Raw genomic sequence first — 18,244 nt, 5'->3', positions numbered from 1 at the left:
TCTAAATACAAGATGCAATGGAACGGTCGATTTTCGCCGTTCTTTTTTTTTCTACCCTCTGCTAAAGGCTGAGGGAAATTTTTTTTAAGTACAGTAGATTAACATTTTACAGATATGTCAAAATATCAATATTACACACAGGAAGGGTACGACAAACTAAAGAATAAGCTTCAGGACATGAAGACCAAAGGACGTCAGGATATTGCACGTCAGATAGCTGAAGCAAGAGACAAAGGAGACCTTTCTGAAAATGCGGAATATGACGCAGCTAAAGATGCTCAGGGACTAATGGAAACCGAGATCTCAAAGCTTGAAAATTTGCTGGCAAATGCCAGAGTCATTGACGAGTCGGCTATAGACAACTCTAAAGTGTCTTTAATGAATAAAGTGACCATCAAAAACAAAAAGAATGGTGCACAGATGATTTATACTTTGGTAGCAGAAGAGGAGGCAAATCTTAAGGAAGGTAAAATCTCTATCAACTCTCCATTTGCCAAAGGATTGCTAGGTAAAGCAGTTGGTGAGTCAGCTGAAATTCAGACACCGGGAGGTATTGTAGAGGTGGACATCGTAGAAATAGGAATGTAATATGGCCTCTATCTTCTCAAAAATAGTATTAGGTGAAATCCCAGCTCATAAGATAGCCGAGAATGATGATTTTTTGGCTTTTCTTGATGTGTTTCCTTGTGCCAAAGGGCACACATTGGTTATCCCAAAAAAGGAGGTCGATTATATATTTGACCTGGACGAGGAGACCTATATGGGGCTAATGGCTTTTGCCAAAAGTATAGAGCCTGCTTTGAAGAAAACTATACCTTGTAAACGGATTGGCGTAGCGGTAGTAGGGCTGGAAGTACCTCATGCACACGTGCATCTGATCCCGATGAATAGTATGGCAGATATGAATTTTCATAGCAAATTAAAGCTTAGTCAGGAAGAACTGGGAGAGATTGCTGATGCCATCAGAGCAAACATTTAATTGGGAAATGTGCCTAAAAATGATATCTTAGGAAGTACAACAATTAAACACAATAATCATGGCAATAGTAAAAGTAATAGAGCTGATTTCTTCATCAGAGAAGAGTATTGAAGATGCAATACAAAATGCAGTCACTGAAGCTTCTAAGACAATCCATAACATCGATTCAGTTTATGTAAAAGATATCAAAGCCCATGTAAAAGATGGGAAAGTCTCTAGCTATGGAGTGATTTGTAATCTTTCTTTCAGAGTAAACGGATAAGACTTAAAACAGATTTTTTCTTAACGAATTAAACTCCTTCTTCAGGGAGTTTTTTTCGTATAAAACGGCGTGTGCAAAACGAGTAATTGGCATTTCTATTTGCCATTCTTTATTGAGCTCAAAAATACTTTTTACCGCATAGTACCCTTCTGCTACCATATTCATTTCTAGTTGAGCCGATTTGACGGAGTAACCGCGGCCAATCATATTTCCGAATGCCCTGTTTCTACTGAATTGTGAGTACGCAGTTACCAGTAAGTCACCTAAATAAGCAGATGAGCTCACTTCCCTTTCCGCCGGAGATACGGCATTGAGCAAACGTTTAATCTCCAACATGGCATTAGAAACCATCACCGCCTGAAAGTTATCACCTGCACCGAGCCCGTGCGTAATACCACAGGCCAAAGCCACTATATTTTTCATTACTGCAGCGTATTCTACTCCATATAGGTCAGTAATGGCCGAAGCCCTAACGTATCTACAATCCATAAGAGCTGCAAACTGCTCGGCCAGGCCTAAATCAGGTGAGGCAATAGTCAAATAGGAGTTCTTTTCAGCTGCTACCTCTTCGGCATGACAAGGGCCGGCTATGGCTGCTTGCCTTTCCAAAGGAACTCCGAAAGATTCTTTGATGAAATCGGTGATGAGAAGATGCTTCTTGGGAATCATTCCCTTGATGGCAGATATCACAGCTTTACCTTCAAAATGATCAGGAGTTAGGCCCTCTAATGCTTCAGAAAGAAATGCAGCAGGTACGGCGAGTACCACCATATTGGTGCCTTTGAAGGCCTCTTTGATTTGGTGATATGCTTTTACTTTTGATGGATGAAACTCAACACTACTGAGGTATTTAGGGTTATGGTGGTGTTTTCTGATATGATCTACGGCCTCGTGGTTTCTCATCCACCATTTAATCTTAATCCCGCTGTTTTCAGATAAAATCTTAACAATAGCGGTAGCCCAGCTTCCTCCTCCTATAACCGTAATTTTCATCGTGTTTTTTTCAGTCTGCACAAAGATAAAAAGAAAGGAGGCTATGCAGCCTCCTTTCTTTAGTATCCAAAATTTTGTATCAACTTTCTACTCTTCTTCTTCAGTTTTTCTGCCTTCTACGGCTTTGCCATCTTTCAGTCTTTTTGAGACTTCAATATAAGGTCCTGAGATGATTTCATCTCCTTCAGAGAGGCCGGTTAGAATCTCAATTGAACCAGCTTGGGTATCTGTGATTCCTGTGGTTACTTCTTTGGCTTTAGCTTTACCGCCCTCATTGACAAAAACAATTTCTTTCACCTCCTCTTCTGCCTGTTCAGGTCCATCATCATTGGCTCCTAATCCCATATCGTTAGGGTTGCCTGGTCCTTCTTCTCCTTCTGTTTCATTACCGGTTCTGGTAGTAACTGCAGCTATAGGTACAGTCAGGATATTATCTTTTCTTTCAGTGATGATATCTACAGTGGCAGTCATACCTGGCTTAAACGGATATCTGCTCGTGGCCAATAGATCCTGATATGAGTTTGGAAGAATTTTGATTCTTACTTCAAACTCTGTTACCGCCTCTGTGGAGTTGGCATTGGCCGTTAGATTTCCACTACCGTTTGCGGTATTCGCTATTTGAGTGATGATTCCCTTAAACTCTTTGTTTAGGCTACCGTAGGCATCCACGTCAATGATTGCCGTATCACCGCGTTGCACGCGTACAATATCGTTTTCATTGACATTCACACGAACTTCCATATCATTTAGGTTGGCTATGCGAAGCATCTCGGTACCTGCCATTTGTGAAGTACCAACAACCCTCTCACCTAATTCTACATCTAGTTTAGAAACTATGCCGCTCATTGGAGCATAGATATTGGTTTTTCTCAGGTTCTCGCTTGCATCTTTTAGACTTGCCTCTGCACTTCTGATAGCGTATTCAGCAGCGGAATAATTGGCTTTAGCAGCTTCTAAATCTTGCTTAGCAATCTTGTAATTTGTTTCCGCTACTTCAAACTCAGAGGCAGAAATTACCTTGTCTGCCAGAAGCTTTTGCTGCCTTTTATAATCCAGTTCAGATCTTAACATCTGAGACTCTGCTCTTGCAATTTGAGATTTAGATTGCTCGGCAGAGGCTTTTGCCTGGTTTACCCCAGCTCTAAATCTTTCTACTACCGAGATATAGTTCTCAGGCTGAATTTTGAGAAGCAATTGACCTTTCTTTACAGAGTCACCCTCTTCAATATAAAGCCCGATGATCTCACCAGGAACATCCGGTGAAATTTTCACTTCCAGTTCAGGTTGGATTTTCCCCGAGGCAGAAACTGTTTCTGTCAGGTTTTTACGCTCTACTTTGGTGAACTCCACCTTGGCAGTTTCTTCCTTACCAATCCAACCCAGTTTTTTGCCTAAGATCAAGAAGGCTACAAAGGCCAGAGCCACAGCTCCTATGATAATCCAGGTTTTATTTGATTTCTTTTTCATGAGATATAGTTTAGAGTTCTAGAGGTTTATTTTGGTAGAAATCCAATATTTTGATTCTAAAGATATAATCGTACTTAGCTTGAATAAGATTGGCTTGGGCACGATCCAGATTGGTTTTGGCCAGGTTATAATCCACAAAATTTGAAGCACCGGCATTATAGCTTGACTCTGCTGCTACGAAAGCCTTTTGCAAAGCATCTACTTGAACCAGGTTAGCAGAATAGGCTTTGGCAGCATTTTGCATATTGATGTAGGCCTGATCAATATTTTGACGAATACCAAGTAAAGTATTTTCGGTGGTCAGCTCAGATTGCATTTGCTGGATTTTGGCAGACTGCATCTGGTACTTCTTATTGAAACCGTTAAAAATCGGGATTTGCATGCTAATACCGGCATTCATGCTTTGGTTATTCCCCAGTTGGCTGAAATAAGGAATATTCTCTTGTGTAAAAGCAGGCTGCTGAAAGTCGATGGTAAACGGAACAGTTTGACCGTCAAAAACCGTAGTAGCAGAGACCGTTTGAGTGTCAAAGCCATTCGGTACAAGGTTTTTGGCAGCAGTGGAGAAGGCAGTACCCCAACTAACGTTTGCTGATACTGAGGGTAGCCCTACAGCTTTTGCAATTTGAATATTTTTCAAAGCCATTTCCTCACGAATTTCAGCGGCTTTTATTTCTGGTAAATAGTTGATTGCGGCTTCATAAACCTGCTGTGGAGATTCGGGATAAAGCTGCAAATCAGGCTCAGGAACATTTATTTTTCCAACATCAAAACGCCTGTTGTCAGTAAGATTCATGGCTTGTTTAAGTGTAAGAATTGAAGTCTCAAACTGATTTTGACTATTTACCAAAGAAAGCTCGTCATTGGCTAACTGGGCATTTAGGTTGAAAAGGTTTGTTTCTGCCAAAGAACCAGCTTCTACCATCTTCTGAGTTCTCTCCAGCTGTAGGCGTGTCACTTCAATATTCTTCTCAGCCACGTTTATCATTTCCTTTGAAGAAATGACATTGAGGTATGCTACGGCTATTTGTAACGAAATATTATTTCTTTGGGCTGCCAGATCCATTCTCGAAGCTTCAAGATCCAAAGTACTTCTTGCAATTGTGTTCTTAAGGCGATACCCATTATACAGAAGCATATTGGCTCCCACACCCATGGAGTTGGTTGAGATACTTTGTGTTACAATATCATTAGAGAACGGGTCAATGTTTCTACCAAAATTGGAGTTGAGCCCAAATTGACCATTGGCAGATGGAAGCACATTGGCCTTAGATTGGTTAAGACCTACCAGGCTGTTTTCAATAGCCAGTTCTGCTTGTCTTAAAGCAATATTATGGTCTAGTGCGTAATCTATACATTCTTCCAGAGTATATCCGATACCATCATCTGCCCCTGATAATTGCGTTTGAGCACTTATCGAAAGGCTAGTAATACCAGATAAAAATAGGAGAGAGAGTAGGGTTCTCTTCATATGCGTTGCCGTTTTCTTGAAACAATATTAGTTAAGATTCATGAGTGCACTTCATTGAAAAGGGATAAGCGGCAGATTTAATGAATTAATGGGGTATATGGACTGTCTAAATTCAGGAAAAATGGATGAATGGCAGAATTCGTTTGAAATGACATTGGGTGCATTAGTATTATTCAATACTTGTTTTTCACTATTGAAAGCAGAGCCAAATATTAGTTTGTGAGGCACGTTTTGATTTCTATTTTTGTGCGGATTTAAAACAAACATAATTTAAGAATTAGCTAATGGTAGCACTTTTAGTTCTGGTTTTTGTAGTAGGATATTTGGGGATAGTTCTTGAACACAATATTTCAATTGACAAGTCTTCTTCAGCTCTTTTAACGGGAGCATTATGCTGGACTGTGGTGGCCTTTATGAGCCATGATCCTGATCACATGAATGAGGAATTGCTTCATCATTTAAGTGAAATTGCAAGTATCTTATTCTTTCTAATGGGTGCTATGACCATTGTAGAATTGATAGACACTTATGACGGTTTTGATATCATTACAGATAGAATTACCACCAGAAGCCAAACTAAATTGCTTTGGATAATCTGTATTCTAACATTCTTTTTATCAGCTCTTTTAGATAACCTTACCACCACAATTGTAATGGTTACACTTGTGAAGAAGCTAATAGAGGATCAGAAACTGAAACTGGTTTTTGTAGGTATTATCGTTGTGGCTGCAAATGCCGGTGGTGCCTGGTCACCAATGGGTGATGTTACTACCACGATGCTTTGGATTGGTGGTCAGATAACGGCTACAAATGTGATCACTACGTTAATAGTACCTAGTTTAGTATGTATGTTGGTACCACTCCTTTTTCTTACGCCAAGTCTTAAAGGGGAATTACCTAAAAAGATGTTTAGCAATGGTGAAGGCCATCAAACACAGGCAGAGAAATACATCATTTTCTTTACGGGTATCGGTGGCTTAATCTCTGTGCCTATTTTCAAAACTGTTACGCACTTGCCTCCGTTCATGGGGATGCTTTTAGCCTTAGGTGTTTTGTGGTTAGTTACAGAGCTTTTATTGAAAAACAAGGAAGAGCATTTTAGAAATAATTACTCTGTTTATAAGGCCCTTGAGAAGGTAGATATGCCATCGGTGTTATTCTTCCTGGGTATTCTTTTGGCAGTTTCTGCCTTACAGACTGAAGGTGTGCTTAGAGGGCTCGCTGGTTGGTTATCAGACAATATCAGCAACCAAACAGTGATCGTGACTTTGATCGGTTTATTATCATCGATTGTAGATAACGTACCGCTGGTAGCGGCCTCAATGGGGATGTATGATTTAAGTACTTTCCCTACAGATGACCGTTTCTGGGAGCTATTGGCTTACTGTGCTGGTACCGGAGGTTCTGCCTTGATTATCGGTTCGGCAGCTGGTGTGGCAGCCATGGGAATGGAGAAGATCAATTTCTTCTGGTATGTAAAGAAAATCTCCTGGTTGGCATTGATAGGTTACTTCGCTGGTATTGGGGTATACCTTCTAATGTTTCCAAACTAGGAATTGAAAAGAAATAAACGAAAAGAGGCTCTGAGAAATCAGAGTCTTTTTTGTTGTAAGAATAACTACATTAGTACTTTAAAGCTATTATGAAAAAAGTATTACTACCCTTATTGATTCTATTTTTGGCCTCTTGTGGCAAAGAGAAAACCTTATTTCAAAAAATATCTGCGTCTGCTTCTGGGGTCGACTTTGTGAATCAAATTGAAGAAACAGATGAGCAAAATGTGCTTCTGTACGAGTATTTCTACAACGGAGGTGGGGTAGGAGCCGCAGATTTTGATAATGACGGCCTGGTAGACCTCTATTTTACTGCCAATATGGGAGCAGATAAGGTGTACAAAAACCTGGGTGAACTTAAGTTTGAAGACAAAACGGAAGGCTCGGGAATTACCTGGAATCAGGAATGGAAAACGGGCGTAAGTATCATTGACATAAATGACGACGGCCTGAAAGATATCTATGTTTCTGTTTCAGGAAATGAAGGTAGACCAGAGCTACGCAAGAATAAACTTTACGTTAACCTGGGCAATTTTAAGTTTGAAGACCGAGCGGCTCAATATGGCTTAGACCAAGATGGCTTTACTACGCAAACAGCCTTTTTTGACTATGATAAAGACGGCGATCTGGATGCTTACATCATGAATCATAATGTCAAAGACTTTAAACGTTTTGATGTGGAAGCCATTCATTTTATGCGTGACCCGTATGCCGGTGATAAGCTTCTGAGAAATGATAACGGCAGCTTTACAGATGTGAGTAAAGAGGCCGGTATTAAAGGGAATCCCATTGGTTTTGGGCTGGGTATACATACCGCAGATCTGAATCAGGATGGCTACATAGATATTTATATTTCTAATGACTACCTGGAAGGCGACTATCTGTATATCAATAACGGCGATGGCACTTTCACAGATCAGATAGCCGAGCGTGTAGATCACACCAGTTATTTTAGTATGGGTAATGATGTAGCAGATGTCAATAACGATGCCCTGCCAGATATCTTCACGGCAGATATGCTGCCAGAGGATAATCGCCGTCAGAAGCTACTTTTTGGGCCAGATAATTATGAAGGCTACTTAAACATGCTGAAAAACGGTTTCCACCCAGAGGTGATGCGTAATATGCTGCATGTAAATGAAGGGAACGGCCGGTTTGCAGAGATGGGTCAGCTGGCCGGAATTTCAAATACCGACTGGAGCTGGAGCCCACTGCTGGCAGACTTTGATAATGATGGCCTCAAAGACATGTTCATTACCAATGGCTATCTGAGAGATTATACCAATAACGATTTTGTGAAGTTCTATTCAGAGCAGCGTTCAGAAGGGAAGGATAACGTGCTGGAGATCATCAATAAAATGCCTTCCACCCGAACTTCAAATTACATTTTCAAAAACGTGGATGGGCTGCAGTTTGAAAACAAACAGGAAGAATGGGGTTTTACAGAGAAAAACATAGGCAATGGAGCCATCTATGCAGATTTGGATAATGACGGTGATCTGGAGATTATCACCAATAACCTCAATGAGCCTGCGGGAATTTTTGAGAATCACGCTAATGAAAGTGAGTCGGGAAAAAACTACATCAAAATTGACCTGAAAGGGAAATCAACAGAGAGGTTAAATGTAAAAATGATTCTCACCTCCGGAGATCAAAAGCAGTATCGTGAATTTACGGCTGTGCATGGTTTTCAGAGTAGTTATGATGGGCCGGTGCACTTTGGTTTGGGTATGGCTGCTCCGCAAAAGCTGGAATTGATCTACCCGGATGGTACGTATCAGGTCATAGAAGATTTGGTGCTAAATAGCACAATGTCAATAGATAAGAAGGGGGCTGGTCAATATCAATCTACTTTCCCGAAACCCTATTTTACAGAAGAAGCACTTCAGGACATGGTGCATGAGCAAATACCCATTAATGATTTTAACAGACAGATATTATTACCCTGGATGCATACCTACCAGGGGCCATGCATAGCCGTGGGAGATATTAACGCAGATGGGCTATATGACTTTTACCTGGGCGGTGGAAAAGGCCAGCCGGGTCAGCTCATGAGGAGTTTGCCAAACGGAAAATTTGTAGCTACAAACGAGGCACTGCTTAAACAGTGGGAACTCTGCACAGACGTAGATGCCGTGTTTTTTGATGCCGAAGGCGATGGCGATCTGGACCTCTACGTGGTAGGTGGCGGATACGAGTATCTACCCAATGATTTGCTACTACAAAACCGCCTTTATCTAAATGATGGCAAAGGGAATTTTGTCAAAGATGATAATGCTTTTCCTCCCCATTTGTTTTCCGACTCCTGCGTAGAACTGATTGACATTGATGGCGATGGCGATCAGGATGTTTTTGTGGGCGGTTTTGTGCTCCCAGGCACCTATCCTGCTTATAATCCATCAAGAATGTACCAGAATAACGGTGGTAGGTTTGATTTTGTAGAGATTCCGGGTTTTGAAACCGCCGGTCTCATTAAGGATGCCGTGTCTACAGATGTAAACAAGGACGGGAAGATGGATCTGATTATTGCCGGCGAGTGGACAGGCCTGCAGGTCTATAAGAATACAGGTTCTTCTTTTGAAAAAATACAAGATAACCTATCTGCAGAAACCGGGATGTGGCAGCAGCTGCTGGTAGCAGATTTTGATGGTGATGGAGATGATGATCTCATAGCGGGTAATCTGGGCCTTAATTCTCAACTCTGTGCTACCTCGGAAGAACCCTTGGAGTTATATACCGCAGATTTTGATAAAAACGGGCGGAAAGACCCAATTCTGAGCTGCTATATTCAAGGTAAAAGTCATCCGTTTTACAGCAGAGATGAGTTGCTAGATCAGCTTTTCCCGCTTCGCAAAGTCTTTAACTCCTATGAGTCGTATGCCAATGTTACCACCGAAGAGCTTCTAAAGAATTTCCCTGAAGCAGAACCAGAAGTGCTAAAGGCCAGTCAACTGGAAACGGTCTATTACAGAAATGATGGAGGTACTTTTGTGAAGCAGAATCTGCCAGTACAGATTCAGGCTGCACCGGTTTATGCCTTATTAAGCACAGATATAGATGCAGATGGTGATCTGGATCTTATAGCCGCTGGCAACAACTTCAAAACAAGGGTGCGACTGGGCAATCTCGCCGCTAATCATGGCCAGGTTTTCCTGAACGATGGCAAGGGGAATTTCAGCTACCTGCCGCAGTACCAAAGCGGCCTGAATATAACAGGAGAAGTACGGGCTATGCGAATGGTGAATGGGAGGCTACTGGTTGGGAGGAATCTGGAGTCTGTAAAAGCCTATTCTTTGAAGGGAAAAGAGGTTCAATAGTAGCCTTTTTAGCCTGTTCTACCTCCTCATTCTTCGCTGAAATTCACTGGGGTTTTCTCCGGTGATTTTCTGGAAAACACGGGTAAAATAGGAAAGGCTCTCAAAGCCGCAGCCAAAACAAGTATCTGAAATAGAACAGTGATTTTCAATCATGAGTTTTGCCTGACTAATGCGGTACCGATTCACAAAATCGGTGAAAGTGGAGCCTGTTCGTTTTTTGAAATAGCGGCTGAAACCTTCCCGAGAAAAATGGTGTGCCTCAGCGATTTCTTCCAATGAAATCTTCTCTTGAAAATGGGTGTCAATAAAAGTGTAAATCGAGCGAATTCTGTTTTCGTCGTTTTGATTGATCAGGAGCGTGTAAGGCTCCGTGTGTAGTAACTCGGTTTCGTTGATTTGACTCAAATCACTCAGAATTTTCAGGATTTCAATGTATCGGTCAAAAGAGTTAAGGTTTTCCAGGTCAAAAAGTCGTTGACCGATTTCCTTTTTCTCTTTACCGTCCAAAGCAATTCCGTATTTGGCATTTTCAAAAAGTGAGCCCAGGTGTTTTAGTTCAGGAGTCTTGAGGAGCTGTTCACTCACAAAGCCTTTGTCAAGATGCAAAACTACCTTTCGATAGTCGGTTTTGATACCGTGATCAAAATTGAGATGTGGAATATTGGAGCCAATCAGCACCAAATCTGAGTCTGAAAAGTGGGAGATATGATCGCCTACATGACGTTTCCCCCGCTCGGCTTCAATGTAAACCAGTTCCAATTCAGGATGAAAATGCCAGTAATACAGATCACTCAATCGAGGATTAAACATCAATTGAAATGATTTGTCCTCTGATTTGATCTGTTCCAGCTCAATTTTCATTTCAATGCATTTATTTGGGTTAGAAATAAATTGATTGGTCAATATAGTTCAAAAAATGTGTGTTTTTCTGAAAATTCAGGTGAATTGGTGTTCTTAAATTTGTCTTATTCAATCTTGATAAAGAAATATTACTATGATGGAAAACAGAACAATGGCCACAATGGCACCGGTCAATGAGCATACCGATATTCCGGGGAATCCTTCTACGGCAAAAAGCAGCACACAAAAGCTGAGAACTGAAGCTACAGCTGACAGTTTACGGGTACTTACAGAAGAACAATGGAAGTTTTGGCGGGAGAACGGTTATGTGGTCATTAAAAATGCTGTGCCCAGAGAACAGGCATTAGAGACTGCGGCTTTCCTGTGGGAGTTTGAAGACAAAGACCCAAACGATAAAAGTACCTGGTATACCGCTCCACGGGCAGAAATGCAGATGAAAGAACTGGCTGGCACGGGTATGGTAGAGGTCTACAATAACCAACATCTATGGAATAACCGTCAGATGCAAAGGGTATACGATGCCTTTGTAGATATCTGGGGCACAGAAAAACTCTGGGTGACTATCGATAGGGCCAATCTCAATTTCCCGATGCGACCAGGCCATGAATACAAGGCCTTTATCCACTGGGATTATGACCCGGAGACTAAGCCTCAGCAGGTGCAGGGCGTATTGGCTTTGGCAGATCAAACGGACGAAAATATGGGAGGTTTTCAGTGTATTCCCTGGCTTTACAGAAATTACGATACCTGGAAACTGACCCAGCCAGAAGATAGAAATCATTTTCAACCAGATACTACCGGATTAGAGGATAAAATTGTCAAAGTGCCATTGGAAGCCGGAGATCTACTGATTTTCAATAGCTCAGAACCACACGGAATCCGGGCGAATAGGTCAGAAGATAAAGTGCGGATAGCTCAATACATATCCATGATGCCCGCCCAGGAAGATAATGAGCCACTAAAAGAATGGCGGGTAAACTCCTGGAAAAATCGCATTGCACCAGAAGGCTATGCTTTCCCGGGCGACCCCAGAAGCTGGGAGCAGACGAAGTATGACACCGCAGAATTAACGGAGTTAGGTGAGAAATTGCTGGGTTTGAGGAAGTGGTGATGGGCCTGTGCCATTCGTTTAAGAACTGTTCTCAATCCAAATTCAAATCATAACGGGTGCTTCTTCCACCGCCAGAGATCTGCAAGATTCCTTTTTCGGCCAGGTACTGAAGGTCTCTGGTGGCAGTGGCTTTAGAGGTTTTAGTGATGCTTTGATATTTCCGGGCATTCATTCCGCCCTCAAATTCGCCATCGGTTTCCATCATCTTACGTACCACTTTAAGCTGACGGGCATTAAGATCGCCTTTATGCATATCAAAAAAGCGGGTCTTTTTAACAGAGAGCTTTATGCCCAGGAAAAAGTCTTCCTGTGCTTTTAGAATAATCTGAGCCCAGTATTTAATCCAGTGGTCTATGGGATTTCCCTTTTGTGCTTTTTTTAAGGCGTTATAGTATTGCTTTTTGTCTGCCTCTATAGCAGCAGAAATGCTCATAAGTGCAGGTTTTCCCAGGTATTGGGATAAGGTTTTTTCTGCCAGAATTCTGCCAATACGCCCGTTTCCATCTTCAAAAGGGTGAATGCTCTCAAAGTATAAATGTACCAGGGCAGACCGTGTTATGGGGCTTTTAATTTCTGTTTCAGATTGGTTAAACCAACTGATAAACTGATTCATTTCTTTCTGAACATTCTCAGATGGCGGAGCCTCAAAGTGTACCTTTTCCCTACCTATGGTTCCAGAAATTACCTGCATGGGCTCAGTGTGTTTTCGCCACTGCCCGGCATTAATTCCATAGCTCCCTTTCATAAGCCATTTGTGCCAGTCAAAAAGCATTTTTTGACTAAGTGGTTTTTTGAATGATTCCCGTGCTTTAACTATGAGCTCACCCATCCCCTCAGATCTTTTATCCCGAATGGCCCGATGCGGCTTTTCAAGACCTAGTCTGTTTTTGATAGAGGAAATAAGGTCAATTCTGCTGATGTATTCTCCTTCTATTTCGGCGTTTTTCATTGACTCTTTTATGAGCAATGAAATTTCAGATTCCTGCCGTTCATTGGTAGTAATTACATCCAGCACCCCAGAGCTTTTTCCGGTAAGATTTACCCATTCCAGATCTTCCTCAGCCACAGTATGTGCCTGATAAGTAAAGTTTGGCCAGTCTTTTTGTTGCCAGTTATACATTACCTTGAGCCGAAAGTTTAGCTTATTCGCCTCAAAAATAACTAAAATATGAGCCGATTAAAAATATAATCGGCTCAAAAAGACTAAATAAATGAGCTGAATAGTAGGTGTATTCGGCTCATGGTGGCAATTGTTAAGTTTCGTTTGACAAACAATTTATGACCAGTCTAGTGGAGTGCTGTCAAGTCTAGCGAAGTCGAGACTACACCACCTTCGCATACTTACTTCTATACTCCACAGGAGTAATGCCGGTAATTTTTCTAAACACTTCTCTGAAGGCCTTGTTATCAGAGTAGCCTACCTCATACATCACCTCATTCACGTTTTTTCGGCTGGCTTCAAACTGCCTTTTGGCAGCCTCTACGCGAACCCGCTGAAGGTATTCGACTACCGTATTATTAGTGGCGTTTTTAAAACGACGTTCAAAAGTCCGGCGGTTGACAGCGATATAATCGGCCAGCTCATCAACGGTCACTTTTTCATTGAATTTGCTCTCAATGAGTTCCTGAGCTTTGAGAATTTCAGGGTCTTTATGATTTTTCTGGGCATTGAAAATGGTAAAATAGCCCTGGTCAAAACGGTCAATATCAATTGCAAAAAACTTGGCCGCTGTGATGGCCGTGTTTCTGTCGGTATATTTTTCAAGCAGGTAAAGGAGTAAGTTCCAGATGGAATTAGCACCGCCACTGCTGTATACGCCGTCTTCATCAGAGATGATGGTGCCATCAAGTACTTCTACCTGCGGGTACATGGCTCTAAACTGGTCATAGTAAGCCCAGTGGGTAGAGCATTTTTTGCCATTGGCCAGTCCGGTTTCTGCCAAAAGGAAGGCACCTATGCAAAGAGAAGCTATTTCTGAGCCATTGCGGTACATTGATTTAAGCCAGTCAAGGGCCGGTTTGTTTTTCTCCAGAGCCATTGCCACATCTCCGTAAAGGGCCGGCAAAATTACAAGGTCGGTCTTTTTGACCTGGTCAATGGTCTTATGTGTTTTGATTTCATATTCACCATCCTGAGCTGCTACCGATTTTGTCAAACCAACGAATTCGACCTCAAAAAGCGGTTCTTTCCCCTGCCATTGCAGAAACTGATTTGCCGAAGTAAAAAGTCGGTAAGGTGGTGAAATGGCTTCTATGACGGCCTGCTCGGGTACAAAAACGGTAATATGCATTGGTGATTTTAAATTTCCTTCTGGTATATTGTCGCAATATATCTCAAAGGTTCCAAATGCGACAAAATCGTCTTGATAAATTAAAGTCCTTGATGCTCGATATTATTGATTTTTTAAATAAAAAATTTCTATTCAGAGAGTTTTCAATTGTAGACATCCCTAATCCTTTCTTCCAATATTTGATTGTCTCGAGAGTGTCGGACAAACTTAAAAGTCTTTTATTTTTAGTTGAAAACGGAGTCTCAGAGAATGACTTAGCCTTAAGGCTACTTTACAGGAATATATTGACTGATTTTTTTGAAATTAGTTCAGTGTACCTAGGTACAGATGAGGATTCTATTAATAGAAGAATATTACGACTTCTAAAAGAAGAAATTGCTCATAATAGGCAGTTTCAAGAATTGTGTAAAGAATATCGAGTGGATTTGAAAATTAATAACCCTAGCGATCTTCAAGAATTAGAAAGGATTTTTGATGAATATCCAGATTTGAATTCGAAAGACTACAGTCCAACTTCTAAAAAGAATCTCGTAAAACTTCTTCTTGAGTCCAGCCCAAATGTTGAAATATTCTTAAGATCATATCATGAGTGGACTATCCTTTCTAAATATGAGCATATTGGCTGGAGTTCATTCTACACTAACTTTTATAATTCCAGTTCAGTACTAGATTTTGAGTCAGAAGTATCAAGGTTTGTTAGTTACTGCCTTTATATGTTGGATTTAATACTCGAAGACAATGATTTGAAAGATAGCGTTTTAGATTTTACTAAACGAAATGCACAGATATAAAAACTGGTAGTCAATTCTTGTCGCAAAACACCCCTTATGAAGTCGTATATGCGTGTATTTTTTTCGGATATTTAATCTGAGATTTGTAAAAATTAATTCAAGAAACAGAGATGCAAAAAATAAAAATAGAGGCTGAGGTAAAGGCTCCTGTAGCTAAAGTATGGGAATACTGGAACGGGCCGGAGCATATCGTCAACTGGAACTTCGCCAGTGACGACTGGTGCTGCCCATCTGCCAGCGTAGATTTAAAACCAGGAGGTAAGTATTCTGCCAGAATGGAGGCAAAAGACGGCAGTTTTGGCTTTGATTTCAATACTGTTTATGATGAAGTGCTAGTCAATGAGCGAATCCAATATACTATGGAAGACGGCCGTGTGGCGGTTACTACTTTTGAGGCAAATGGGGATCAGACCAAAGTGACCACCTTGTTTGACCCGGAGCAGGAGAATCCAGTGGAAATGCAGCAACAAGGCTGGCAGGCTATTTTGAACAATTTTAAGAAGTATTCAGAAAAGAATTAAGAGATCACATTCAACCCATAACCAACAAAAAGATGGCATCAGTAAGTATTTATTTAAATTTCAAAGACACTACAGAGCAGGCGTTTAACTTCTATAAAGGAGTATTTAATTCTGATTTTGTAGGCCCTGTGAGTCGGTTTGGAGATATGCCTCCGCAGGAAGGTATGCCCGAGCTCACTGAAGAACAAAAAAATGGTGTAATGCATGTAGAGCTACCGATAACAGGCGGTTTTAAACTAATGGGTTCTGATGCTCCTGAGTTTATGGGTTTTACGGTAAACACAGGAAATAATATGCATATCAATTTAATGCCAGATACACGTGCAGAAACATTGAGATTATTTACGGCACTTTCAGAAGGCGGGGTAGTCACTATGGAGCTGGCAGATATGTTCTGGGGCGATTATTACGGAAGCTGTACAGATAAATTTGGGGTGCAGTGGATGTTTAATTGCTCTGAAAAGAAGGGTTAACTGTTAATGGTTAACGATGAACTATGAACGATGAACCAGGAGGTATGAACAATTAATGATGAATGATGAACTTTGAATTGGTTTTCTGCGATTTCCAATTCCACAATTTATAAATAACCGGTTCCTGAGCTTGCTGAAGGGCCAATCAACCAAACCAAAATGGAAAACAAATCTAAAACAAAGCTATGGGTAGGCCGCATTATGAGCGGTTTTGTGGTACTCTTTTTAGTAATGGATATCGTGATGAAATTCATGAAGCCAGAGGAGGTTATTACCACCACGGTAAATGAACTTGGCTATCAGGAGGATCATATTTTTATAATGGGTGTAATTTTACTGATCGCCACCCTGCTTTATGTTATACCCAAAACCTCAGTGCTGGGAGCCGTTTTATTGACAGGATATCTTGGTGGAGCCATCGCTACACATTTGAGGGTTGATAATCCACTTTTTAGTCACTTGCTTTTTCCGGTATATATCGGGGTGCTGCTTTGGGGTGGGCTGTGGCTTAGAAATGAAAAACTGCGGTCAATATTTCCCTTAATCGGCTAAATTTGTAATTAGGAAATGAAATCACCGAAAATCTACCCGGCCATATGGTTTAACCATAACGGTTCAGAAGCTGCAAAGTTCTATTGCTCGCTTTTTGAGAATTCCATTATTATCAATGAATCTCAAACCGCAGTCACTTTTGAGCTGGATGGCTATTATTTGATGGGGATAAATGGTGGCCCCATGTTTAAGCCAAACGCGTCCATTTCATTTTATGTAGAGTGTGATTCGGTAGAGGAGATTGATGAAAAATTTGAGAAACTCAAGGAGGATGGAATGGTGATGATGCCGCTGGATTCATATCCATGGACGGCCCGTTATGCATTTCTTGAAGATCGGTTTGGGGTCTCGTGGCAGTTAAACCTTCGGGCAGAGGGGAATACCAATCAAAAAATTACTCCGAGTTTGCTCTTTGTTAACGAAAAAAATGGAAAGGCGGCCGATGCAGTAAAGCTTTATACCTCAGTATTTAACAAGGGTCGAAGCTTAGAAATGTCTCATTATGGACCAGGCCAGGGCAATACAGAAGGTCATGTTCTTTTTTCAAGGTCAGAGATTGATGGATTTCAATTCATAGCTATGGATGGCCCCGGAGTACATCAGTTTGATTTCAATGAAGGCATATCAATTTTAGTTTCAACTGAAGATCAGAAAGAAACTGATTATTTCTGGGAAAAGCTCACAGCCAATGGAGGTGAAGAAGTTCAATGCGGCTGGCTGAAAGATCCGTTTGGTGTAACCTGGCAAATCGTTCCTAAACGATTTATGGAATTGATCAGCTCTGGAAATCCCGAACAAACCAAACGTGTTTTCGACGCCATGATGCCTATGAAAAAACTCATCATTGCAGACTTGGAGAAAGCGGCGGAATAAAGGTTTAAGTGGATGCCTCACCTGTAGTACAACAGGATAAAATAAAGGACTTTTCAAGTAAGAATAAGTGAAGTTAAAAGTTGTGAGATTTAGCCTTAACTTAAGATGGATCTTTAATATTTTTCAGTTCTTTTTTTTCTCTATGTAGGTGATGACTATTCCAGGCTTACCATTGAACAGCCTTCAATTTTTGCCTCAAAGTATTCATTATAGCCCGAGTCAAATCCAGGTTCCAAATCAACGGCTCCTTCTGAACTATAGGTGGTTTGCTTTGTGACAGAAACATTCGAGCTTAAATAGTCTGCTGTCTCGAATTCCATTTTCTCCAATGTTGTTACAATCAAACTGTCTGGACAAGGAAGATTAGGAGAGGATAAATTTGAAGGGCTTTTGAATTCAGTCGTTAACTCTGAATTTCTTTCAGGTACGTTGATGGCATTTTGCAACAATCCATTCACGAGCATTGCTCCTGAAGGAATGGTAGAGCCGGTCTTATTTCTCGCCATGAGAGATAGAATTTCTTCGTCAAATCGGTGAACTCTATCAGTTATCTTGACTGTGGTGTCACTATCAACCTGAGCCTTACTTTTCATGGTAAAAAATAAATTGACCGAGACTAATAGTACAAGTCTCTGGAAAGCAGAAGTCATTTTACTTTTTGGGTTTAGACAAAGGAAGCCAATTATGCCTTCTGAGGGGCTATACTTTGGTATAAACGAACCTATACTT

18 protein-coding genes are annotated in these 18,244 nt (G+C 41.1%); 11 read left to right on the top strand and 7 right to left on the bottom strand.

Annotated elements, in window-relative coordinates; genetic code table 11:
- Nucleotides 1-114 precede the first annotated feature (114 nt).
- Genes greA through ACUXV0_RS09540 form a run of 3 tightly spaced genes read left to right on the top strand, consistent with a single transcriptional unit; the run spans nt 115 to nt 1,241 of the window.
- Nucleotides 115-588 carry a transcription elongation factor GreA gene (gene greA / locus ACUXV0_RS09550; RefSeq protein ID WP_446189322.1) on the top strand — a complete coding sequence of 158 codons (474 nt, stop codon included), beginning with the start codon at nt 115-117 and terminating at the stop codon, nt 586-588.
- A 1-nt stretch (nt 589) separates the two neighbouring features.
- A complete protein-coding gene (locus tag ACUXV0_RS09545; RefSeq protein ID WP_446189321.1) occupies nt 590-979 on the top strand; it encodes an HIT family protein in 390 nt (129 codons plus the stop codon).
- A 58-nt stretch (nt 980-1,037) separates the two neighbouring features.
- Nucleotides 1,038-1,241 (top strand): dodecin family protein, encoded by a 204-nt coding sequence (locus tag ACUXV0_RS09540; protein ID WP_446189320.1) that lies wholly within the window; start codon nt 1,038-1,040, stop codon nt 1,239-1,241.
- Nucleotides 1,242-1,244: 3 nt separating this feature from the next.
- On the opposite strand, the gene ACUXV0_RS09535 is transcribed toward ACUXV0_RS09540, so the two are convergent.
- The 3 genes from ACUXV0_RS09535 to ACUXV0_RS09525 form a co-directional block, all read right to left on the bottom strand.
- Nucleotides 1,245-2,234: an NAD(P)H-dependent glycerol-3-phosphate dehydrogenase gene (locus ACUXV0_RS09535; RefSeq protein ID WP_446189319.1), complete on the bottom strand. Its 990-nt coding sequence runs from the start codon at nt 2,232-2,234 to the stop codon at nt 1,245-1,247.
- Nucleotides 2,235-2,321: 87 nt separating this feature from the next.
- Nucleotides 2,322-3,701, bottom strand: a complete 1,380-nt coding sequence (locus ACUXV0_RS09530; RefSeq protein WP_446189318.1) for an efflux RND transporter periplasmic adaptor subunit — start codon at nt 3,699-3,701, stop codon at nt 2,322-2,324.
- A 10-nt stretch (nt 3,702-3,711) separates the two neighbouring features.
- On the bottom strand, nt 3,712-5,172 hold the full coding sequence (locus tag ACUXV0_RS09525; protein ID WP_446189317.1) for a TolC family protein: 1,461 nt from the start codon (nt 5,170-5,172) through the stop codon (nt 3,712-3,714).
- Between the two features lie 284 nt (nt 5,173-5,456).
- Here ACUXV0_RS09525 and nhaD point away from each other — a divergent pair, with 284 nt between their 5' ends.
- Nucleotides 5,457-6,725: a sodium:proton antiporter NhaD gene (gene nhaD / locus ACUXV0_RS09520; RefSeq protein WP_446189316.1), complete on the top strand. Its 1,269-nt coding sequence runs from the start codon at nt 5,457-5,459 to the stop codon at nt 6,723-6,725.
- A gap of 89 nt (nt 6,726-6,814) precedes the next feature.
- The gene (locus ACUXV0_RS09515) at nt 6,815-10,042 is read left to right on the top strand and encodes a CRTAC1 family protein (RefSeq protein WP_446189315.1); all 3,228 of its coding nucleotides are present in this window, start codon (nt 6,815-6,817) and stop codon (nt 10,040-10,042) included.
- A gap of 18 nt (nt 10,043-10,060) precedes the next feature.
- On the opposite strand, the gene ACUXV0_RS09510 is transcribed toward ACUXV0_RS09515, so the two are convergent.
- Nucleotides 10,061-10,903: an AraC family transcriptional regulator gene (locus ACUXV0_RS09510; RefSeq protein ID WP_446189314.1), complete on the bottom strand. Its 843-nt coding sequence runs from the start codon at nt 10,901-10,903 to the stop codon at nt 10,061-10,063.
- Nucleotides 10,904-11,036: 133 nt separating this feature from the next.
- Between ACUXV0_RS09510 and ACUXV0_RS09505 the strand changes: the two genes are divergently transcribed.
- Nucleotides 11,037-12,014 (top strand): phytanoyl-CoA dioxygenase family protein, encoded by a 978-nt coding sequence (locus tag ACUXV0_RS09505; protein WP_446189313.1) that lies wholly within the window; start codon nt 11,037-11,039, stop codon nt 12,012-12,014.
- 31 nt (nt 12,015-12,045) lie between these two features.
- On the opposite strand, the gene ACUXV0_RS09500 is transcribed toward ACUXV0_RS09505, so the two are convergent.
- Together ACUXV0_RS09500 and ACUXV0_RS09495 are read right to left on the bottom strand one after the other, a co-directional pair.
- Nucleotides 12,046-13,134, bottom strand: a complete 1,089-nt coding sequence (locus tag ACUXV0_RS09500) for a Fic family protein (protein ID WP_446189312.1) — start codon at nt 13,132-13,134, stop codon at nt 12,046-12,048.
- Between the two features lie 202 nt (nt 13,135-13,336).
- Complete coding sequence (locus ACUXV0_RS09495) at nt 13,337-14,305, bottom strand: GlxA family transcriptional regulator (protein ID WP_446189311.1); 969 nt, start codon at nt 14,303-14,305, stop codon at nt 13,337-13,339.
- A 92-nt stretch (nt 14,306-14,397) separates the two neighbouring features.
- Here ACUXV0_RS09495 and ACUXV0_RS09490 point away from each other — a divergent pair, with 92 nt between their 5' ends.
- From ACUXV0_RS09490 to ACUXV0_RS09470, 5 genes are all read left to right on the top strand, one after another.
- A complete protein-coding gene (locus ACUXV0_RS09490) occupies nt 14,398-15,096 on the top strand; it encodes a hypothetical protein (protein WP_446189310.1) in 699 nt (232 codons plus the stop codon).
- A 110-nt stretch (nt 15,097-15,206) separates the two neighbouring features.
- Nucleotides 15,207-15,617, top strand: coding sequence for an SRPBCC family protein (locus tag ACUXV0_RS09485; protein WP_446189309.1), 411 nt, complete (start codon nt 15,207-15,209; stop codon nt 15,615-15,617).
- 32 nt (nt 15,618-15,649) lie between these two features.
- Nucleotides 15,650-16,090, top strand: a complete 441-nt coding sequence (locus ACUXV0_RS09480) for a VOC family protein (RefSeq protein ID WP_446189308.1) — start codon at nt 15,650-15,652, stop codon at nt 16,088-16,090.
- A gap of 159 nt (nt 16,091-16,249) precedes the next feature.
- Nucleotides 16,250-16,642: a DoxX family protein gene (locus tag ACUXV0_RS09475; RefSeq protein WP_446189307.1), complete on the top strand. Its 393-nt coding sequence runs from the start codon at nt 16,250-16,252 to the stop codon at nt 16,640-16,642.
- Nucleotides 16,643-16,657: 15 nt separating this feature from the next.
- Nucleotides 16,658-17,515: a VOC family protein gene (locus tag ACUXV0_RS09470; protein ID WP_446189306.1), complete on the top strand. Its 858-nt coding sequence runs from the start codon at nt 16,658-16,660 to the stop codon at nt 17,513-17,515.
- Between the two features lie 155 nt (nt 17,516-17,670).
- Here the strand turns inward: ACUXV0_RS09470 and ACUXV0_RS09465 are convergent, their stop codons facing one another.
- Nucleotides 17,671-18,108: a 3-coathanger stack domain-containing protein gene (locus ACUXV0_RS09465; protein WP_446189305.1), complete on the bottom strand. Its 438-nt coding sequence runs from the start codon at nt 18,106-18,108 to the stop codon at nt 17,671-17,673.
- Between the last annotated feature and the right edge of the window lie 136 nt (nt 18,109-18,244).

The sequence above is a fragment of the Jiulongibacter sp. NS-SX5 genome (genome assembly GCF_052828545.1).
The sequence above is the reverse complement of the archived record's forward strand: the minus strand, read 5'-3'. Positions and strand labels throughout refer to the sequence as shown.